We start from the raw sequence: 19,231 nt of genomic DNA, 5'->3' as shown, positions 1-19,231 counted from the left end.
GCACAGGAGCTGACGTGAGGTCACCTCGGATCCCCGGCAAGACGGCGAAAACCTCGTCGTCACGCTTCGCGGACACCTTCGCCCAGCGCCCCGATCTGCCGCGGGTCAGCCGGATGCCGGATCGGCGCGCCTGGTCGGCCACGCTGCTGGTGACGGGATTCGTGGCCGGCGTCGCGTTCGCCGTACCGGCGCTGATGCACTCCGGCGGTGGAAGTTCACCAGCACAGGCAGCAGATGTGCCAATGCTTGACCAGCGGACCACCCCGGTTCCGGCGCCGGGCAAGTCCATCACCACCGTTCTCAAGCCCGGCGTGACGGTGACGTTGCCTCCGGCAACAGTGACGGTCCCGGGCAAGAACACCACCATGGTCGTCACCGTCCCCGGCAAGAACCTGACTGCAACCGTGACGCTGCCGCCGAACAACACGACCGCGACCACAACCACGACCGCCACCACCACGGCGACCGCGACGACGACGGCAACCAAGACCACCAACACGACCACGACGGTCAAGGTCCCGGCCGGCGACAAGACCGCGGAGAACATCAGCGGCGGGCAGCAGCCGATGGCGTTGAAGAGCGACGAGTCCAACCGCTGTATCGACGTCAAGGACGGCGGCGATGGCATCGGCCGCGACGGTGCGCCACTCATCGCGTGGGACTGCACCGGAAACGCCAACCAGAGCTGGGGATTCCAGCCGGACGGCACGATCCGCTCGATGGGTCTGTGCATGGACCTGGCGAATGCTCAGAGCGCCGACGGCACCCGGATCCAGCTCGCCAATTGCAACGGCGGGTGGGCGCAGAAGTTCGAGCTCACCGACAAGCGCGAGCTGATCAACCCCAACACCCACAAGTGCGTCACCGCCGGCTCCGGCGACAACGGCGCCGGCCTTGTCCTCCGCTCCTGCACCGGTGCCCCGGTGCAGAAGTGGCACAACCGCTAGAACGCGTACGGGTACGGCGACCAGTCGGCGGGGCGCTTCTCCAGGAACGAGTCGCGTCCTTCGGCTGCTTCGTCAGTGCCGTAGGCCAGTCGGGTCGCCTCGCCGGCAAAGATCTGCTGCCCGACCAGGCCGTCGTCGATCAGGTTGAAGGAGTACTTGAGCATTCGCTGAGCAGTCGGCGACTTCGCGCAGATCTTCTTGCCCCACTCGAGCGCGACCGCCTCGAGCTCGGCATGCGGCACGACCTTGTTCACCATGCCCATCCGGTACGCGTCCTCGGCGGAGTACTCGTCACCGAGGAAGAAGATCTCCCGGGCGAACTTCTGCCCCACCTGCCGCGCCAGGTACGCCGACCCGAACCCACCGTCGAACGACGCCACATCCGCGTCGGTCTGCTTGAAGCGCGCGTGCTCGGCCGACGCGATCGTCAGGTCCGCCACAACGTGCAGGCTGTGCCCACCACCGGCGGCCCAGCCCGGGACCACGCAGATCACGACCTTCGACATGAACCGGATCAGCCGCTGGACCTCGAGAATGTGCAGCCGCCCGGCCTTGGCTGGATCGATGGTCTCCGCGGTCGTTCCCTCGGCGTACTTGTAGCCGTCCTTGCCACGGATCCGCTGGTCGCCACCGGAGCAGAACGCCCAACCGCCGTCCCGCGGCGACGGGCCGTTGCCGGTCAGCAGCACGCAGCCCACGTCGGACGACATCCGCGCGTGGTCGAGCACCCGGTACAACTCGTCGACGGTGTGCGGGCGGAACGCGTTGCGCACCTCGGGCCGGTTGAACGCGATCCGTACGACGCCTGCGTCGACCGCGCGGTGATAGGTGATATCGGTCAGCTCGAAGCCGTCGACCTGCTTCCAGGCCGACGGGTCGAAGATCTCGGAAACGGTCACTTGATGAGCCTAACTTGGGCCCAAACTGCGCCGAGATTGAGCCTGGTTCAGCTGCGGGCGGTGCTCTCGCGCAGGACGACCTCGGCCTTGAACGTCTCGGTCGTCGCCTCGCCACCCTCGATGGCCAGCTCGAGCGCACGCCGACCCATCTGCTCCAGCGGCAGCCGCACAGTGGTCAGCCCCGGCCAGACATCCCGCAGCGTCGCGATGTCGTCGAACCCGGCCACACCGAGCTGACCCGGTACGTCGACGCCACGCGCCCGCAGCGCGGACATCGCGCCGACCGCCATCACGTCGTTCACCGCGAACAAGCAGTCCAGCTCGACGCCGCGATCCAGCAACTGCTCGACCGCCGCATACCCGCCGTCCCGCGTGAAGTCGCCGGCCTGGATCGCGACCGGCTCGAGTCCGGAATCGGCCAAACCGGCGACGAATCCATCGCGCCGATCCCGTGCCGTCGCGAGCGCATCGGGCCCACCGAGAATGCCGAACTTCCGCCAACCCTGCCCGGCCAGCGAACGCGCCAGCTCGGCCGCACCGGCCCGGTTGTCGGGCTCGATCGTGTGAGCCGGCATACCGGACTGACTGACCAGCGCCAGCCCCGCACCGGAGTTCAGGAACGAGGACACCTCGCTCGCCGTACGGGCCAGACTCTCCTCGTCGGTCCGCCGGCTACCGATCATCACCGCGGCCCGGGCGCGCTGGGCACGCAGGGAGGCCAGGTAAGCAATCTCACGCTCGGCGTCGCGGAACGTGCTGGCCATCATGACCAGCAGGTTGCGCTCGTCCGCGGCCCGCATCACGCCGTTCGCGATCGCGGCGAAGTACGGGTCCTCGATGTCGTGGACCAGGATGCCGACCACGTTCGTCGACGACTTCGCCAGCGCCTGGGCCTGTGCGTTCGGCGTGTAGCCGAGCTCGTCGGCGGCCGCTTTGACCCGTTCCTGCAGCTCCGGGCGCGGTACGCGGTCACCGCCGTTCAGTACGCGTGACGCAGTGGCGACGGACACGCCCGCGCGCTGTGCCACGTCCAGCAATGTCACCGGTGCTCGCAGATTCACTGGGCTACCCTTCCGTGCCTTCCCCCGGGGCGGTGGCGGTCACCTTATCGGAAAGCCGTTCCCCGCGCCGGTCCCCGTCACCCTGAGTACCTGGCAAGTCGCGGGCAATCTCCCCAGAACCTGGCTTTGCGGCCCGCGAGTGACTAGCCTTCCCAGCCATGACGACCGTCCGCACCAGGGTGACGATCCTGGTCTCGTCCACTGCGCTCTGTTTCGGTGCTGCCATCGGTTCTGCCACGGCCGCACCGCTTCCGGACGGGCCCGACCGCGGCGGGGCGCCGGCCCCGGCCGAAGTCCCGTCGAACATCGACCAGAGCACGAACAGCACCAAGCCGGTCTACGACTACGCGAACGCGATCCGCGAGTCCGTGTACGTCGACACTGCGATGGACTCGGATTCCGACGGCACGAACGACGTGATCGCGGTCGACATCGTCCGGCCCAGCGAGACCGCGCTGACCGGCCGCAAGATCCCGGTGATCATGGACGCCTCGCCGTACTACTCCTGCTGCGGCCGCGGGAACGAGAGCGAGAAGAAGACCTACGACGAGAACGGCGTCATCCAGAAGATGCCGCTGTTCTACGACAACTACTTCGTCCCACGCGGATACGCGATGGTCGGCGTCGACATCGTCGGCACCAACCGCTCGACCGGCTGCGGTGATGTCGGCGGCAAGGACGAGATCGACTCCGTCGTCGCAGTGATCGACTGGCTGAACGGCCGCAACAGCGCGCACACGTCCGACGGGACGCCTGTGACGGCGACTTGGACGACCGGCGCGGTCGGCATGATCGGCAAGTCGTACGACGGCACGCTGGCCAACGGGGTCGCGGCGACCGGTGTCCGTGGGTTGAAGACGATCGTGCCGATCTCGGCGATCTCTTCGTGGTACGACTACACCCGCTCCGGCGGCGTCCCGTACTCCGACGACTACATGCCGTGGCTCGCCGGCTACGTCGGCCACGACACGCCGGCCTGTGAAGCGGTCCGCGCCGACCTCGGTGACAACGACGACGACGAGACCGGCGACTACACGAAGTTCTGGGCCGAGCGCGACTATCTGAAGGACGCGCGGAAGGTGAAGGCGTCGGTCTTCATGACCCACGGCCTGAGCGACTACAACGTGCAGACCAACCACTTCTCGCAGTGGTGGACCGCACTGGCCAAGAACAACGTGCCCCGCAAACTGTGGCTGGGTCTCGAGGACCACGTCGACCCGTTCGAGTTCCGCCGCGACAAGTGGGTGGACGAGCTGCACAAGTGGTTCGACTACTGGCTGCAGGGCCTCCCGAACGGCGTCATGCGCGAACCGATGGCATCCGTCGAAACCGCGCCCGACAAGTGGGCCGACTACAAGACCTGGCCGGCCGCGAAGCACGCGATGCCGATCCCGCTCGCCGCCGGAAAACTAGGGGCTTTGGGCAAGGGAACGGTCACCGTCACCGATGACCCGGAGCTGACCGAGGACGATATCGTGGCCACGCCGTCCGAGGTGATCGCCGGTCGCCAGATGTTCGTCTCCGCGCCGCTACCGGCCGCGATCCGAGTCAGCGGCACGCCGACCGTGACGCTGCGAATCAAGGCCGACTCGACCACCACGCCGATCACCGCCCGACTCATCGAGTACGGCGACGCAGCACGGTACTCGGGCATCCGCCGTACCGGCGTCGAGAGCTGCTACGGCGAGAAGACCAGCTACGACGACGGCTGCTACTTCGAGGTCGAGAAGCAGACGGCACAGTCCGACCACGGCATCGTCAGCCGAGGCTGGATCGACGCCGCCCACAGCGACTCCCTCGCGAAGCCGAAGCCGCTGACCCCCGGCAAGTGGACAACCGTCACCGTCCCCCTCCGCGCCCAAGACGAAATCATCCCCAAGGGCCGAGTCCTAGGCCTGGCGGTAACCCTCTCCGACACCGAATGGACCAGCCCGAACGACACCGGCGCCTCCATCGACATCGACCTGGCCGGCAGCCGCCTGAACCTCCCCCTGACCACCGGCAAACTAACCGCCCCCACCAAGGTCACGCCCCTGGACGTCGACATCACCACCCCCACCGAACGCCCAGACCTCCGAGACCCCAAGAACTAGCCCCGTTGGTGAGTGGCAGCGGACCGCCACCACCCACCAACCCCACACGGCCGGCCCAGCCCACGCTCACCCCACCCCGCGCCAGCCCCCGACAACCGCCTTACTGGGTGATGCACGTCCACCCCCGCCCCTCGCCCCGCGCCCTCGCCCTCGCGCCACGCGCCACGCGCCACGCGCCCCTCGCCCTCGCGCCACGCGCCCCGCGCCCCGCGCCTCGCGCCCTCACCCCCTCGCGCCTCGCGCCTCGCGCCCAAAGGTGGGTCGCCTTCTCTTTGTGCACGAGATCCAACTTTGTGCACCCACCGACCATTTTCGTGAGCTCGAAGTGGTTGGTGGGTGCACAAGGATGAGCTTGGTGCACAAAGAGAAGCGGGGGTGTCGGGGAGCGGGGGGCTGCTCTTTGGGGTGGGGGTGGGGGCGGGACCTGGGTGTGGGTTGTGGGTGTGGTTTGTGGAGTACTCCGCAGTGTGTAGTAGTGTGTGGTGTGGATGAGGAGGTTGGGGATGGATACGAGTCAGTTGCTCAAAGGGGTGCTTGACCTCGCGGTGCTCGCGGTTTTGCGGGATGCCGACGGTTATGGGTACGACGTGTTGCGGCGGCTGCGGGCGGCGGGACTGCACGATGTCGCGGACGCCTCGGTGTATGGGACGTTGCGGCGGTTGTTCGCGGCGGGGGCGTTGACGTCGTACGTGCAGCCCAGTGAGGAAGGCCCGCATCGGAAGTACTACGGGCTGAACAAGACCGGCCACGACCTGCTCGACCAGTCCACCCGGACCTGGACCCATTTCGCCGACATCATGTCGGTTCTGCTGCTGACCAAGGAGGCCGCGTGAACAGCACTCTGACCGGAGCGGTCGCGAGTTATCTCGCCCAGGTGCGGGCGGAGCTGAGCGACTTGCCGCCCGGCGAGCTGGCGGATGTGCTCGACGACGTCACCGGTCACCTCACCGAGGTCGCAGCGGAGTTCGAGGGTGAGCCGACGGGTATCGCCCTCCAGGAGCGCCTCGGGACCCCGCGCGAGTACGCCGCCGAGCTGCGGACCGCGGCCGGCTATCCGCCGCGGACCCAGCCGGTCACCGACCAGAACCCGGGCAACCGGGCACTCCGCTGGGGCATCATCGCCACCCTCGTCGGCCCGTTCTTCGTCGCCATCGCGGTCTTCGCGGGCGGTCAGGGAGCGAGCGCGTTCTTCGGGTTCGTCGGCTTCGTGATCCTGTTCGGCGCGGCCTACCTCGGTGTCCGCGCGCTCCGCGACAACGACCCGCGGGTCGTCCTCGACACCCCGCGCGGTCAGCGCGGTGAACGCGCGATCCGCGACCTCATCGAGCAGATCCCGCCGAACGTGCGCAAGGAGCTCGTCACCATCGGCCAGCCGGTCTGGTGGGTGCTGCGCGGTGCAGTCGGCGGCGGCGGATTCTTCCTGCTCTTCGGTGCCGGTGCCGTCGCCGTGGTCGGCTCGATCGTCGGCGCCGTGGTGTCGGTCTGGGTCGCCCGCCGCACCCAGCAGGACCACCGCTGGCTCTGGTACGTCGTCCCGCTCAACGTGGTCGCCGCAGTCGCCGTACCGGCCTTCCTGTCGGCTGCCTTTCTCGGCGCGTACAGCGGTGTCTTCGACCGGGACAACTACCAGGGCGCCAGCTCGTACAACCCGCCGAGCGAAGGCCTGCGGTGGAACGGTTCCGAGGTGACGAACGTGTACCCGTTCGATGCCCAGGGCAAGCAGACCTCGGTAGCGCTGTACACCCAGGACGGTGAGGCCATCACCTTGCCGCTGCAGGACTGTGCGCGGGACGGCAACGGCAACAACGTCTCGGGCCAGGCGAACAGCAACATCGTCCCGCATGCCGTCGCCACCTACGTCCCGAGCGAGAACACCCCGACCGAAGGCGACCCGAACGAGTCGTCGGTCTGCAAGGACGAATCGAAGGCGCCGTTCACCCCACCGCAGTTCCCGACCGCGGGCCCGACGACGAACCCGACGCCGACGCCGAACCCGACGCCGTCGAACAAGGTGACACCGCCCGCGAAGCCGAGCACGAAGCCGACGCCGGGAGCGACGTTGACGGTTCAGCCGACCCGTTAGTCAGAAGTGCGCCGCGGCGACGCGGCGGTAGGTGTAGCCGAGGCGGTGGTAGACCGCGATCGCGGCGGGGTTGTCGCGGTCGACCATCAGTCCGGCACGGCCATGACGTTTGACCAGCTCAGCAGTGACGAACCCGCAGACCTGCCGTGACAATCCCTTGCCTCGGGCAACCATCTGCGTCGCCACCCCGGCCAGGAATCCAACCTCGGGCGCACTCCACGCATCGGCCGCGATACTCAGCAGCTCCCCGTCATCACCCGAGATCGCCGCCCACCGCCGTACTCCAGTACGCCCGGGCCACGCGTACGACGAAGGTGACGCCACGGCCAGCAGTTCCTCCACCCCGTCGTCACCCTCCAGCCACCCAGCGGTCGTCGTGACTACCGGAATCTCGGCAGTATCCATCCACCCAAAAGCAGCCGAGAACTCCAACCCCGGCACCCGATCCGCCAGCTCGCGCAGCAGATCCTCATCCCCAAACGGCCGGTACGACGGACCAACTTCGCCCGCGACCGCGGTGACCAACCGAGCCACCTCCGCAGGCGGTCCCGCCACAGCCAGCCGATCACGTTGCGAGAGCTCCGGCGACGCAACAGCGACCGCACTCCCGTCGTACCAGGCTCGAACACCAGGCGCGAACCCCTGCCCAGCCCAAACAATCAGCGGATCCCCGGAAGCGGCGCGAATCAGGTCAGCGGTGGTGTAAATCTCCTGCACAAGCTCATTCTGTCTCAGCCCGCTGAAGCGCGAACGGGACGAGGTGGTGATAGCCACGGACCGAGACGCGGCGGAGTTTGCGAAGCCGGTACGCCGGATGCCCGTCGAGGGCGGCCGCCAGTTCGCGGTCGACGAGGACGCGGCCCGGTTTGCACTCGGACGTGAGCCGGGCAGCAATGTTCACCACCTCGCCGTACACGTCGCCCAACCGGATCAGAATGCTGCCGTAGCAGAGCCCGATCCGCAGCTCAGGAAGGTCACCAGCCGCGGCGACTGCATCCTGGAGGGCGAGCGCGACGGCCGCGGCCTGAGCCGCGGTATCAGTCACGAACAGCACCTCGTCGCCGATCGACTTGATCACCCGACCGCCGTTCAGCGCGACGACATCCGCGGCCATACCTTCGAACCGCTCGATCAACTGACCGAGCTCGACCTCACTCAGCCGCCGGGTCAGTCGCGTATAGCTGACAATGTCGGCAAATCCGACCGCACGAATCCCCCGCGCCAGCTCAGAGGAACCCGCCACAGCCCGCCCGGCCGCGGCGGCCAGGTGGCGGCGCCAGACGTAGGTCTGCAGCTTCTCCATCGCGGGCAGGAGCAGCCCGGCCACCTCGAGCGCCTCGTCGGCCTCCAGCGGAGCCGTGGCCAGGAAGTCCAGGAACATCGCCGACTGCCATGAGGCCAGGCGCGACTGGGTCTGCCCGAGCTTGCGAGCCAGCGACGACTCCATCTCGGGGTCGATGAAGTTGTCGTCCTCGAGTGCCGCGACCAGCCGCAGTGCCTCGACGTCTCCATCGGTGAACGCGACCTCGTCGTCCGGCACCGTCGCGAACCCGAGCGCATGCCACATCCGCTCGGCGCGGGCGATCGAGATCCCGGCGCGCTGCGATACCTCGATCCGGGTGAACTTCCGATCGCCGCCGAGCAGGGTGCGTTCGAACTCGGCCTGCAGGGCCGCTAGGTCCGGCTGCCCGGCAGCAGCGGCAGCTCCGGCGTCAGGCTCCACCGCGACGCTCGGCGATGGTGGCGTCGATGGCCTCGCGGAAGTCGGGCAGCCGCTTGGTCAGGTCGTCGAACTTCTCCCGGGTGAAGTGCAGCAACTGCAGCCGCGACTTCGCCGTCACGGTTGCCGTCCGCAACGTGTTCTTCCGGACCCCGACCTCGCCGGCGATATCACCCGGGCCGAGCTCGGCGATCTCCTCGCCTTTGACCCGGACCGCCGCCGTACCGCTCAGGATCAGGTACGCCGCATCCGGTGGAGTCTGCTCGAGGATCAGCGACCACCCGGCCGGCACGGACACCTCTTCGCCGGCCCGGAAGATGTCCCGGATGTCCTTCCCGGACAGGTCCGCGAACAGCGGAAGGTCCCGCGGGGACGTTCTACCCAATGCCACGTCGATCCTCCGAATCGCCGATGTTCCCCGTCGGTAACTCTATCCCGCTGCACCCGTGCCGGTCATCAGCATCCCCGGCCTGGTGAAATCACACGCTAATGGTCTAGTGGAGTTTCTTGCCGGAAGCGGTACGCGGTCCGAGGCTGAGCCCTGTCAACCCCGGCCGCCCCGAGGACGGATCATGCGACTTTTCCGTTGTTTTCTTGCCCTCATCACCCTGATCGCACTCGCTCCACTCACCCAGGCCCGAGCCACCGGCCCGCTGGCCGGATCCTGGGCGTGGACCGAATCGGTATATACCAGTGTATTCCCCGACTCCCGTCCATCCGCCGATTCCGGCGACGTCCTGCGCCTGGACACCGCCCGCAACGAGTACGAGGCAGCCCAACTCGTCGTACGGCGGCCGGACGCCTTCCGGGTCGACCAGGTCGCCTTCACCGACCTGGTCAGCGGCGCGAACCGGCTCCCGGCCGCGAATCTCGAGTACAAGTTCGTCGAGACGACGTACCTGAACCGGAACTCGGGCACGCCCAACCCGGTGTATCCGCTGACCCGCACCGGCGCCGGTCAGTACCCCGACGGCCTGTCGAACGATCCGGCCCGCGACGTACCGGCTCGGACCACCCAGCCGATCTGGATCCGCGTCTTCGTACCCGCGACCACGCCGGGCGGTCTTTACATCGGTACGGCGACCGTCCGGACGACTGCCGGCGACCAGGCGGTCCCGATCCAGGTCGACGTACGGGCGGTGACGTTGCCGGAGGCAAGTGATGGCGGGTTCACGAATGCCCTGTGGTCGTTGATGTTCGGGGCCCTCGACACCGGGGATCCGGAGCTCGGCGGCAAGGAGCCGGTGCAGGACGCGTTCGGTCAGGTCAAGTACACCGACGGCTGGTGGGCCCTGATGGACAACCTGGCCAAGGAGTGGAAGGCGCACCGGACCAACAACCTCAGCGTCCCGATGATGCGGGTGCTCACCGATGCGCACACGTCCTTCGACGCGGCCACCGGCAAGTACGTCTTCCAGTGGCAGCGCTTCGACGAGATCGTCGAGTTCTTCCTGGCCCGCGGTGGTATCAAGCGCATCGAGGGCTTCCTGCAGAGCTACGACCACGGCAACCCGGACTGGTCGGTCGAGATGATCGACCCGGTGACCAACACCCCGGTCCGGCGGGCCTGGAACAGCCCGACGGCTACGCGCTGGCTCGACCAGTACACGACGGCTCTGCGCGCTCACCTGGAAGCGAAGGGCTGGGCTTCGAAGTTCTGGACGCACGTCGGCGACGAGCCGACCGGCGAGAACGGCGAGCGTTCCTGGACCGGGATCGCGAACCGGATGCGGGCAGCCTGGCCGGACATCAAGCTCGGCGACGCCGCGTACGAGGAGCCCGCGGCGAGCCGGCTGGCCGAGCGCGCCGACATCATGATCCCGAACCTGGGCAACTACAGCACAACCCCCGCGGCGTACGACCGGCTGCGCACCGAGCAGGGCAAGGAGTTGTGGCTCTACAACTGCAGCATCCCGGTCGCCAACTACCTCAACCGTTTCGTCGACCAGCCGCAGTGGCACCAGCGGCAGACGATGTGGTTCGCGTACTCCCGCGGCGCCTCCGGCTACCTGCACTGGGCGATGGACAAGTGGTGGTACCCGGTCGACCAGCACAACGAGAAGGGCGACGGCTACATCGTCCTGCCCGACCGGGCTCGTCAGACGATCAAGTCGACCGTCCGCTACGAATCACTGCGCGACGGCATCGAGGACTGGGAGGTCCTCAACCTGCTCGGCAAGACCGACCCGGTGGCTGCTCGCGATCTCGCCGCCGGCCTGGTACCCCTTGGTGACAAGTACACGCCGGATACGTCGTACATGATCCGGATCCGTCGCACGATGCTTGACCTCGCGGCCGGTCGGCCTGTGCCGACTCTGCCCGCCACAACGACCAGCGGCAGCGGGTGGCGTCAGCTCGACTTCGGCAAGCAGGTCCAACTCGACACCGTGCGGCTGCGCTGGACCGGCGCCGTACCGGCTTCGGTGAAGCTGAGCATCTCGTACGACGGGAGCCGGTGGACCCCGATCTCCGCGAGCACGGGTGTCAGCACTCCGAATGCCAAGGCACGCTATGTCCGGATCGAGACGGTATCGGCGCTGTCCTCGGTCGAGGTGACCGGCGCTGGGCTCGAGACCCCGAATCTGGCGGGTGGGCGCGAGTATCGGTGGTCGGAGACGCCGTGGACCGAGCGGGCGGATAGCGGCGGGGAGGCGACGGACGGCGTACTGGCTGATGCTCAGGACGACGACCGGTCTGTTGGCTTCACCTTTGCGCCGGGCGCTCGGCGGACTGTGTCGCTGACGATGGACCTTGGCACGGTGCAGCGGGTTGGTCGGGCTCGGACGCATGCGTACGAGGAGTACCCGGCGTATCGGCCGGATGAGGTTCGGGTGTTGACGAGCGTTGACGGGGAGCGGTTCACGTCGCGGGCTGCGCAGCCGGCGCCGCGGGGCACGGCTGGCGTTTGGTACGACCTCACGTTCGCGGCCGCGCCGGCGCGGTACGTGCGGTTCGAGTTCCCGAAGACCGGGTCGGCGACGGGCGACAAGATGTTTGTGGACGACGTCGAGGTGTACGGCGCCTCGGAGCCGGCGAACCTCGCGTGGGGTCGGCCGGTTTATCGGAATGTTGAGCCGGCTGCGGCTTATCCGGACTCCGGGCAGGAGTCGACCGACGGGATTCGCGGTGGCGGGTTCGGTGACGGACTGGGCTACGGCTACGCGTTGGCGGCGGGCGAGACGAAGAGCGTGGATGTCGAGGTCGATCTCGGCGGGTCGAAGGTGGTCAACCGCGTTCGGGTGGCGGCGTACGACGACGATCTGCACGACTATGCGCCGGACAAGGTGCAGGTGGTGGTTGCCGGTGCGGTGGTGGCAGAGGCCGTCGTACCGGTTGGCGGGTGGTACGACCTGAGCTTCCCTGCGGTCAGCCATGACGGGGTCGTCGTGCGGATGACCAAGACCGAGCACCACTTCGCGGACTACCTGTTCGTGGACGAGATCGTCGTACAGGGTGCAGTCGGGCCTGATCTGGTCCGGTCGTATTCGGCACCGGCCGCGCAGTACCCCGATGGTGGGTCGGAGTCGGCGGACGGTGTACTGGCTGGGCATTACCGCGACGGGCTCTCGTACGGCTATCCGGCACCTCGTACGGCGGACGTCGTACTGGATCTGGGATCAGTGGCGCCGGTGTCGCTGGTCCGGGTGCGGGCCTATGCCGACGGGGAGCACGACTATGCGCCGTCGGAGGTGGTCGTCGCGACCAGCACGGACGGTACGTCGTACACGGAACGGACTCGGACGTCCGCAGCGCAGGCGCGGTGGTTCGAGCTGCCGTTCAGCGCGGTGGACGCGCGGTTCGTCCGGGTGACGCTCCGCAAGACCACGGGGACGAACGCCGACTGGCTCTTCATCGACGAGCTCACCGCCCACCGCACCTGACCTGACGAATTTCGCTGGCTGGCCACCGATATTGGGGGTTCTGCACCGTGGTTAAGGGTGCAGAACCCCCAATTTGCCTGCCTAGCCAGCGAAATGGTGCGGGCGATTGACGGTGGTTCGGTGTGCGGGCTACGGTGACGGGAAATCGATTTCTCCGCCCGCCTGAGGAGATCCGCATGCGGTACCGATGGTTGTTCGTCCTTCCTGTGGTGATCGGGGCCGCGCTGGTACCGGCCGGCCCCGCTGCGGTGGCGACTCCGGTGCCGTCACCGGCCGAGCGGGTCGCCAAGCTGACCGGGCCGCAGTCGATCAACGACACCGAGGCCCGGTTCGCGCTGAAGGCGACCGACCTCGGAATCCTGTGGGACAACGGATCCGGCGAGATCCTGACCGCGTTCGGCGACAGCTACGGCGCGGGGTGGACCGGGCCGGGTGGCGGCGCGGGCGATCCGGCGACCATCGACTGGCGGTGCAACCTGCTGCTGCGAAGCAAGGACCGGAATCTGGCCGACGGGATGACGCTGGACTCCGCGGCCGAGGATCGGCCCGGGCATGCGAAGGAGTCCCTGGGCTGCAAGAAGATCGACCGCGACGAGCACACCGTCATCCCGACCGGGGGCATCTCGGTCGGGAAACGCCAGTACGTGCAGTACATGTCAGTCAACTACTGGGGTCCGGCCGGATCGTGGTTCACGAACTACTCCGGTTTCGCCTACTCCGACGACAACGGCGAGAACTGGACGAAGTCGCCGACCGCGCGCTGGCAGAACACGGCGTCGTGGGACTCGAACTTCCAGATGGTCGCGTTGGTGCGGTCGTCGGGGTATGTGTACATGATCGGTACGCCGAACGGTCGGTTCGGAAACGCTTATCTGGCTCGGGTTTCGGAATCTCGGGTGCTCGACAAGGACGCGTGGCGGTACTGGGATGGGCGGACATGGACGCGGTCGGAGCGGTCCGCCGTACCGATTGCGGCGGGGCCGGTGTCCGAGGTGTCGGTGCAGTGGAACGCGCATCTCGGTAAGTGGCTGATGATGTATCTCGACGAGCAGCGGGCATCCGTCGTACTGCGGACTTCTGCGTCGTTGACCGGACCGTGGAGTGGTGAGCAGGTCGTTGTCCGCGGCACCGACTTCCCTGGGTTGTACGGGACGTATATGCATCCTTGGTCGACTGGGTCGGATCTGTATTTCACGATGTCGCAGTGGGATCCGTACAACGTGTTCCTGATGCACACCAAGCTGACTGATGACGGCCAGATCACCAACCTGGTAACGGATCCGGGCTTCGAAGCGCAGGCTGGTAGTACGCCATCGGCGCCTTGGCAGTTGAATGGTCAGGGCGGGATCGACCGGTCCAACCTGGGGCACTCGGGGGTCAACAACGCGTTCGTCCGGGCTTCGATCGGATCGCATCAGTTGCAGCAGACCGTTGCCGTGCGCCCCTATCACCGGTATCGGCTGTCCGCTTGGATCCGGACCGCCGAGAACAACTCCGAGACGGTGATCGGCATCCGTTCGTTGCGTGGGCGGACGGTGGCTGAGCGGTCGGGCGGCGCGCATCCGGCGTACACGAAGGTGTCCGTCGACTTCGATTCTGGGCGGGAGTCGCTGGTTCAGCTGTACGCCGGGTTCTTCGGGCATGGGCAGGATGTCTGGCTGCAGGTGGACGACGTGGAACTACGGGAGACGTAGGCCACGCATCTGCGGCGACGCGTACACGTTGGTGATGCGGACGCCGTCGAGCCACTCGGTGAGCCGTTCCGCTTCAGCCTCGAGGGCCTTGTGCGCCTGCTTGCCGACGTCGTCGTGGATGACCAGGCGGACGGGCGCGGCCGGGTCGTCGGGGTCCTGGACCCAACAGCCGACGATCCGGCCGTTCCACCACGCGGTGTTGCCGGCGTTCCCGTTCGTGTCGAACAGGTACGGCTTGTCAGCTGGGTCGCGGTAGAAGTCGCGCTCCTTCCACCCCATCACCGTCGGATCAAGCGAAGGAAGCAACGCCGCCCAGGGCTCGCCGCCTTCTGGAGCCCGGCGACCGGCTCCGCCCGCGCTCACCTCATCCGCGGACCCCCGACCTGCGGGCGCCATCGCCGCCGCCCCCGCACCACCTGCGGGCTCCGTGTCGTCCGGGAGCACCCAGCCGGTGGCGCCTGCATCCAGGCTCACCTCGACCGCCTCGACGTCGGCGAGTGCACGCCGTACCGCGGTCTTGGTGCCGCCGAGCCACCAGACGATGTCGGCCTCCGTGCCGGGCCCGAAGGTCGCGAGCCAGCGGCGGACCAGTTCGGCGTACCCCTCGTGCTCCTCCAGCGGCGTCGGAACCTCGCCGAGCCAGTGCTTGGTGGTCGTCCACGCGGGCTTGTTGAAGCGCCAGTGGCCGGCGTTGACGGCACGCATCACGTCACCCTGCGCGGACAGCAGCGCCATCACCACCGGCGCGATCGGCAGGTCACCGCCCCACTTCTTGTCCGGACCGCCGCCGGTACTGATCCGGGCGTCGAGCGCGGGGACCTGGTCGCGGATCTCGCGGGTGGTGCGAGCGACGCCGTCCGCCAGCAGGTCGCGCACCGCCGCGGTCGCCTCGTCCAGCCACGGCCCAATCGCGTCGCCACTCACAACCCCGCCATCGGTCAACCGCTTCGTCGCGTCCGTCACCTGCTGACGCGCAACGCGCGCCGCGGCGCTCCCCAACGCAGCCGGCAGCAGATCCCGCGGGAACACGAACAACGTGCGCCGCATCGCCAACTGCTTCACCACGCTGCGCTCGTCGTACAAGGCGCTGTCCACCTCATCCACCGTCACCCCGGCAACGCGCGCCCACAGCGACAGGTGCACGGTGGCCGCCTCGGTCGCGTGCAGCACCGTCATCCCGCGCACCGCATCCTCGATCGCGTCGAAGCGCCGTACCAGCCCGTGGCGGATCGCAAGCCGCCGCCGGCGATCGTCATCGGTGATGTGCAGCATGCCGCGATCCTGACAGGAGTAGCGGTCAGTCTGTGGCCGCTGATCGGGTACGGCGACTGCGGCGGGAGCTGGTACGACGGCGCACCGGGCGGCGCGGACCGATCAGGCGGGGACCGGCCAAGCGGTCCTCGAGTCGCCGGGCCTCGCGGCGGATCGGCTGAGCGACGTACTCGCCCAGGATCACTCCGGACGCGATGGCGATGGCGATCGCGACCGCCGTGGCCAGGCTGACGATGCCGATCAGGTTGCCGAGGCCGGTCAGTTCGTACAAGCCCTTGTAGATGGTGAGTCCCGGCAGCAGCGGTACCGTGCCGGAAACGACCACCACCAGCGGCGGTACGCCGGATCTCCGGCCGAGCGAATAGCTCCCGAACCCGACCGTGAACGCGGCGGCCGCGGTCGACCACGCCGGCCCGAACTCCGCCCGCGTCATCAACGTGAACACCAGCGACCCCGCCCCACCGATCACCGCAACCGGCAGCAACGCCCGCAGCGGCGCGTACGACGCGTAGGCGAACGCGACCGCCATCAGCGCACCGGAACCGACCATGATCGGCAGGTTCGACAGCTGGATCGTCTGCGCCTCGATACCGACGTGGAAGCCGAGTTTGATACCGATCGCGAGACCGAGACTGACGCCCGCGATGATGCCGCCTGTGAGCAGCATCGCCTCGAGGCTGCGTGCGGCCGCGGTCACGTAATACCCGGTGATCGCGTCCTGAACCGCACCGGTCAACGCGATTCCGGCCAGCAACATGATGATGCCCGCGGCAACGACCAACGACGGTTTCACCGGCGCATGAACGGCGTACAGAACCAGCGCGACCGCCGTTGCGACAAACGCTCCGGCGACTTGCTGATAGAACGCGGGCAACCGCTGGCGGTTGAACCACCGGTTGCTCAAATCGATCACGATCGCCGTGACGACCGCAACCAACGTGATCAACCAACCACCACCGAGCAGCAACGTCGCGCCACCCGCCATCACGCCCCAGGCCACGACAGCAGTCCACCGCGGGTACGGCGGTCCGGCCGACGTCAGGCGGGCGAGTTCGCGGCTCGCCTCATCACGGGTGACTTCGCCGCGTGAGTACCGGCGTACCAGGTGATCGACCTCGGTCAGGCGGGAGAAGTCCTGCGACCGGTAACGCACGACGCGCATATGCGTCTCGGGCGCGGTATCCGGCGACGCCTGGTACGAGATCGCGATCGACGTGAACGTGATGTCGACCTCACAACCCCGCAACCCACCAGCCGCTGTCACACCAAGAATGGTCGCCGTGGCATCCGCCGTACCGGCCCCGCTGGACAGCAACACCTCGCCGACCCGCAGCGCCAGATCCAGCGTCCGGTAAACCTCCCGCTGCTCGTCCAGATCCGTCACCCCACCAGCACATCACACCGCCACCCCCAGCCGCCCGAGCGCATCCCTGACGAACACATCGCGCCGCTCAGTCGCTTGCGCCCAATCCAGCACCGTCGGCGTGTTGAGCGCCGCCACCAGATCCCAGTACGCACTCCCGCCGGTTGCCCGCAGCCCATAAGTAATCGCCATCTGCTTCCGCAGCTCCCCGAAATCCACCCCCGGATTCCCCACCCCCGCCGTCTTCCAGTCGATCAACACACACTCACCCCCAGCCCAAGCCACATTCCCCGGCCAAACATCCCCATGCAGAAACACCGTCGGCCCCTGCGGCACCTCCATCCCCCGTACGACGTCATCCGCCAACCGCAGCAGTCGTGTCGATGGCATTGCGCCGACCCGCCGATCCCGAGCAAAGTCATCCACCGCAATAGGCCGAGTCCGCACCGGCAACCCCGGCCGAGCCTCCAACGGCACATGCACGCGGTCCAACGCGGCGTGCACCCGCGCGATGTCAGGTCTCTCCGGCCACGCCGTACTCCCGACAACCGTCTCCACAGTCGCCGGCACGTCGAGATCCACCCCCAACAACCGAGGCGCCGGCACCCCGAACTCCTCCGCAACCGCCAACGCCGCAGCCCCGGTAGCAACCATCCCCGCATCAACCCGAGGAGTCACCGCCCGCAGTACAACGTCTTCGCGCCGCCGGCCAACCTGAACCGTCACCAGCCAGGGCCCCTGCACCCCATGCAACGGCCGCACAGACACGACCACCGCCCCGCCGCCAACGCACCCAGCGACCCACTCCAACACCCGCTCGGCCGGCATCCCGCCGCCTGCTCTACCCTTCCCGCACTCGCCGAGCCTGCCACACCCCCGGGCAACCAACAACCACCTCGGCACCAAGCCCACCGACGCCCACCACAACCGCCGACCGGACCGACACCCAGCGACCCCGCCCCACGTCCACACCCACCACAACCGGCGGACCCGCCCCACCTCCACACCCACCACAACCCGCGGACCTGACCGACAACCCACCCGCTCGCCTCGCCGCATCCCCAACACCCCGTCCCGACGACCACCGCCTCTCCTCCCCTCGCGTCCCTCCGCCCTGTCGGCGGCGCTCGAAAACTGAACACTTTCGGCGGTGAAAAGTGAGCACTCGACGATGGGAGAGTGATCACTTTGGAGGACTGGGCGCTGATCAGGAGGTTGGCGGCTGAGGGGGTGCCGAAGGCGCGGATCGCTGAGCGGCTGGGGATCTCGCGGACGACGGTGATCAAGGCGGTGAACTCGGATGCGCCGCCGAGGTATGAGCGTAAACCTGGGCCGACGTCGTTCACGGTGTTCGAGCCGCGGGTGCGGGAGCTGCTGGAGCAGACGCCTGACATGCCTGCCACGGTGCTGGCCGAGCGGGTCGGGTGGCCCGGGTCGATCCGGTGGTTCCGTGAGAACGTCGCGCGGTTGCGGCCGGTGCATCGGCCGATCGATCCGGCTGACCGGATCGTGTGGGCGGCTGGTGATGCGGCCCAGTGTGACTTGTGGTTTCCGCCGCGGAAGATCCCGTTGGAAGACGGCAGCGCAAAGTTGTTGCCGGTGTTGGTGATCACCGCCGCGTATTCGAGGTTCGTGACGGCGCGGATGATCCCGACCCGCAAGACCGAAGACCTGCTGCTGGGCTCGTGGGAACTGATCCAGCAACTGGGGCGGGTTCCGCGCCGGCTGATCTGGGACAACGAGCCCGGCATCGGCCGCGGCCAGCGCCGCGCTGAAGGTGTGGGGTCGTTCATGGGCACGTTGGCCACCAAACTGGTGCTGCTGCCACCCAGGGACCCCGAGTCCAAGGGTGTGGTGGAGCGCCGCAACGGCTGGTTCGAGACCTCGTTCATGCCTGGCCGGGTGTTCGCGTCGCCGGCGGACTTCAACGACCAGTTCACCGATTGGCTCGGACGGGCGAACGCGCGGGTGGTCCGCACGATCAAGGCCGCACCGGTCGACCTGGTCGATGCCGATCGGGCGGCGATGCTGGCGTTGCCGCCGGTCCCGTTGCATCTGGGCTGGCGCAACAAGATCCGGTTGGGCCGTGACTACTACGTCCGCTTGGACACCAACGACTACTCCGTCGACCCGACCGTGATCGGCCGGATGGTCGACGTCGCCGCAGACCTGGAACGGGTGCGGGTCCGCGCAGAGGGCCGCGTCGTGGCCGAACATG

The 19,231-nt window shown here is 67.8% G+C and carries 15 protein-coding genes; 7 read left to right on the top strand and 8 right to left on the bottom strand.

All coding sequences use genetic code 11. The features are described 5' to 3' along the window. Positions 1 to 14: 14 nt before the first annotated feature. Positions 15 to 947, top strand: coding sequence for a ricin-type beta-trefoil lectin domain protein (locus ABD231_RS08850; protein WP_344147901.1), 933 nt, complete (start codon positions 15 to 17; stop codon positions 945 to 947). On the opposite strand, the gene ABD231_RS08845 is transcribed toward ABD231_RS08850, so the two are convergent. Then, entirely contained in the window at positions 944 to 1,846 is a 903-nt protein-coding gene (locus tag ABD231_RS08845; RefSeq protein WP_344147898.1) for a 1,4-dihydroxy-2-naphthoyl-CoA synthase, read from the bottom strand. The two genes, ABD231_RS08850 and ABD231_RS08845, sit on opposite strands and share 4 nt — an antisense overlap. A 47-nt stretch (positions 1,847 to 1,893) precedes the next feature. Beyond that, a complete protein-coding gene (locus ABD231_RS08840; RefSeq protein WP_344147895.1) occupies positions 1,894 to 2,907 on the bottom strand; it encodes a LacI family DNA-binding transcriptional regulator in 1,014 nt (337 codons plus the stop codon). Positions 2,908 to 3,065: 158 nt separating this feature from the next. On the opposite strand from ABD231_RS08840, the gene ABD231_RS08835 reads away from it, so the two are divergent. The 3 genes from ABD231_RS08835 (at position 3,066) to ABD231_RS08825 (ending at position 7,083) form a co-directional block, all read left to right on the top strand. Continuing rightward, positions 3,066 to 5,000: a Xaa-Pro dipeptidyl-peptidase gene (locus ABD231_RS08835; RefSeq protein ID WP_344147892.1), complete on the top strand. Its 1,935-nt coding sequence runs from the start codon at positions 3,066 to 3,068 to the stop codon at positions 4,998 to 5,000. A gap of 503 nt (positions 5,001 to 5,503) precedes the next feature. Continuing rightward, positions 5,504 to 5,833, top strand: coding sequence for a PadR family transcriptional regulator (locus ABD231_RS08830; RefSeq protein ID WP_132175444.1), 330 nt, complete (start codon positions 5,504 to 5,506; stop codon positions 5,831 to 5,833). Then, positions 5,830 to 7,083, top strand: a complete 1,254-nt coding sequence (locus tag ABD231_RS08825) for a DUF1700 domain-containing protein (protein ID WP_344147888.1) — start codon at positions 5,830 to 5,832, stop codon at positions 7,081 to 7,083. Before ABD231_RS08830 ends, ABD231_RS08825 begins: the two co-directional genes overlap by 4 nt. On the opposite strand, the gene ABD231_RS08820 is transcribed toward ABD231_RS08825, so the two are convergent. The 3 genes from ABD231_RS08820 to ABD231_RS08810 are packed head-to-tail and all read right to left on the bottom strand — an operon-like array spanning position 7,084 to position 9,194. Beyond that, positions 7,084 to 7,800, bottom strand: a complete 717-nt coding sequence (locus ABD231_RS08820; protein WP_344147885.1) for a GNAT family N-acetyltransferase — start codon at positions 7,798 to 7,800, stop codon at positions 7,084 to 7,086. A gap of 4 nt (positions 7,801 to 7,804) precedes the next feature. Next, entirely contained in the window at positions 7,805 to 8,806 is a 1,002-nt protein-coding gene (locus tag ABD231_RS08815; protein WP_344147882.1) for an adenylate/guanylate cyclase domain-containing protein, read from the bottom strand. Continuing rightward, positions 8,796 to 9,194, bottom strand: a complete 399-nt coding sequence (locus ABD231_RS08810) for a cyclic nucleotide-binding domain-containing protein (protein WP_344147879.1) — start codon at positions 9,192 to 9,194, stop codon at positions 8,796 to 8,798. The genes ABD231_RS08815 and ABD231_RS08810 overlap by 11 nt, the downstream gene beginning before the upstream one ends. 181 nt (positions 9,195 to 9,375) lie before the next feature. On the opposite strand from ABD231_RS08810, the gene ABD231_RS08805 reads away from it, so the two are divergent. Together ABD231_RS08805 and ABD231_RS08800 are read left to right on the top strand one after the other, a co-directional pair. Continuing rightward, positions 9,376 to 12,684: a glycoside hydrolase domain-containing protein gene (locus tag ABD231_RS08805; protein WP_344147877.1), complete on the top strand. Its 3,309-nt coding sequence runs from the start codon at positions 9,376 to 9,378 to the stop codon at positions 12,682 to 12,684. A gap of 176 nt (positions 12,685 to 12,860) precedes the next feature. Continuing rightward, positions 12,861 to 14,378, top strand: a complete 1,518-nt coding sequence (locus tag ABD231_RS08800) for a glycoside hydrolase family 183 protein (RefSeq protein ID WP_344147874.1) — start codon at positions 12,861 to 12,863, stop codon at positions 14,376 to 14,378. On the opposite strand, the gene ABD231_RS08795 is transcribed toward ABD231_RS08800, so the two are convergent. Genes ABD231_RS08795 through ABD231_RS08785 form a run of 3 tightly spaced genes read right to left on the bottom strand, consistent with a single transcriptional unit; the run spans position 14,364 to position 17,841 of the window. Next, positions 14,364 to 15,650, bottom strand: a complete 1,287-nt coding sequence (locus ABD231_RS08795) for a winged helix DNA-binding domain-containing protein (RefSeq protein WP_344147871.1) — start codon at positions 15,648 to 15,650, stop codon at positions 14,364 to 14,366. The genes ABD231_RS08800 and ABD231_RS08795 overlap by 15 nt on opposite strands. 25 nt (positions 15,651 to 15,675) lie before the next feature. Next, positions 15,676 to 17,034, bottom strand: a complete 1,359-nt coding sequence (locus tag ABD231_RS08790) for a threonine/serine exporter family protein (protein ID WP_344147868.1) — start codon at positions 17,032 to 17,034, stop codon at positions 15,676 to 15,678. A 12-nt stretch (positions 17,035 to 17,046) separates the two neighbouring features. Beyond that, positions 17,047 to 17,841: a phosphotransferase gene (locus tag ABD231_RS08785; RefSeq protein WP_344147865.1), complete on the bottom strand. Its 795-nt coding sequence runs from the start codon at positions 17,839 to 17,841 to the stop codon at positions 17,047 to 17,049. A 351-nt stretch (positions 17,842 to 18,192) separates the two neighbouring features. Between ABD231_RS08785 and istA the strand changes: the two genes are divergently transcribed. Continuing rightward, the coding region (gene istA, locus ABD231_RS08780; RefSeq protein WP_344147862.1) for an IS21 family transposase at positions 18,193 to 19,231 on the top strand (1,039 nt) is incomplete at its 3' end.

The sequence above is a fragment of the Kribbella yunnanensis genome (assembly GCF_039529655.1).
GTDB lineage: Bacteria > Actinomycetota > Actinomycetes > Propionibacteriales > Kribbellaceae > Kribbella > Kribbella yunnanensis.
The sequence above is the reverse complement of the archived record's forward strand: the minus strand, read 5'-3'. Positions and strand labels throughout refer to the sequence as shown.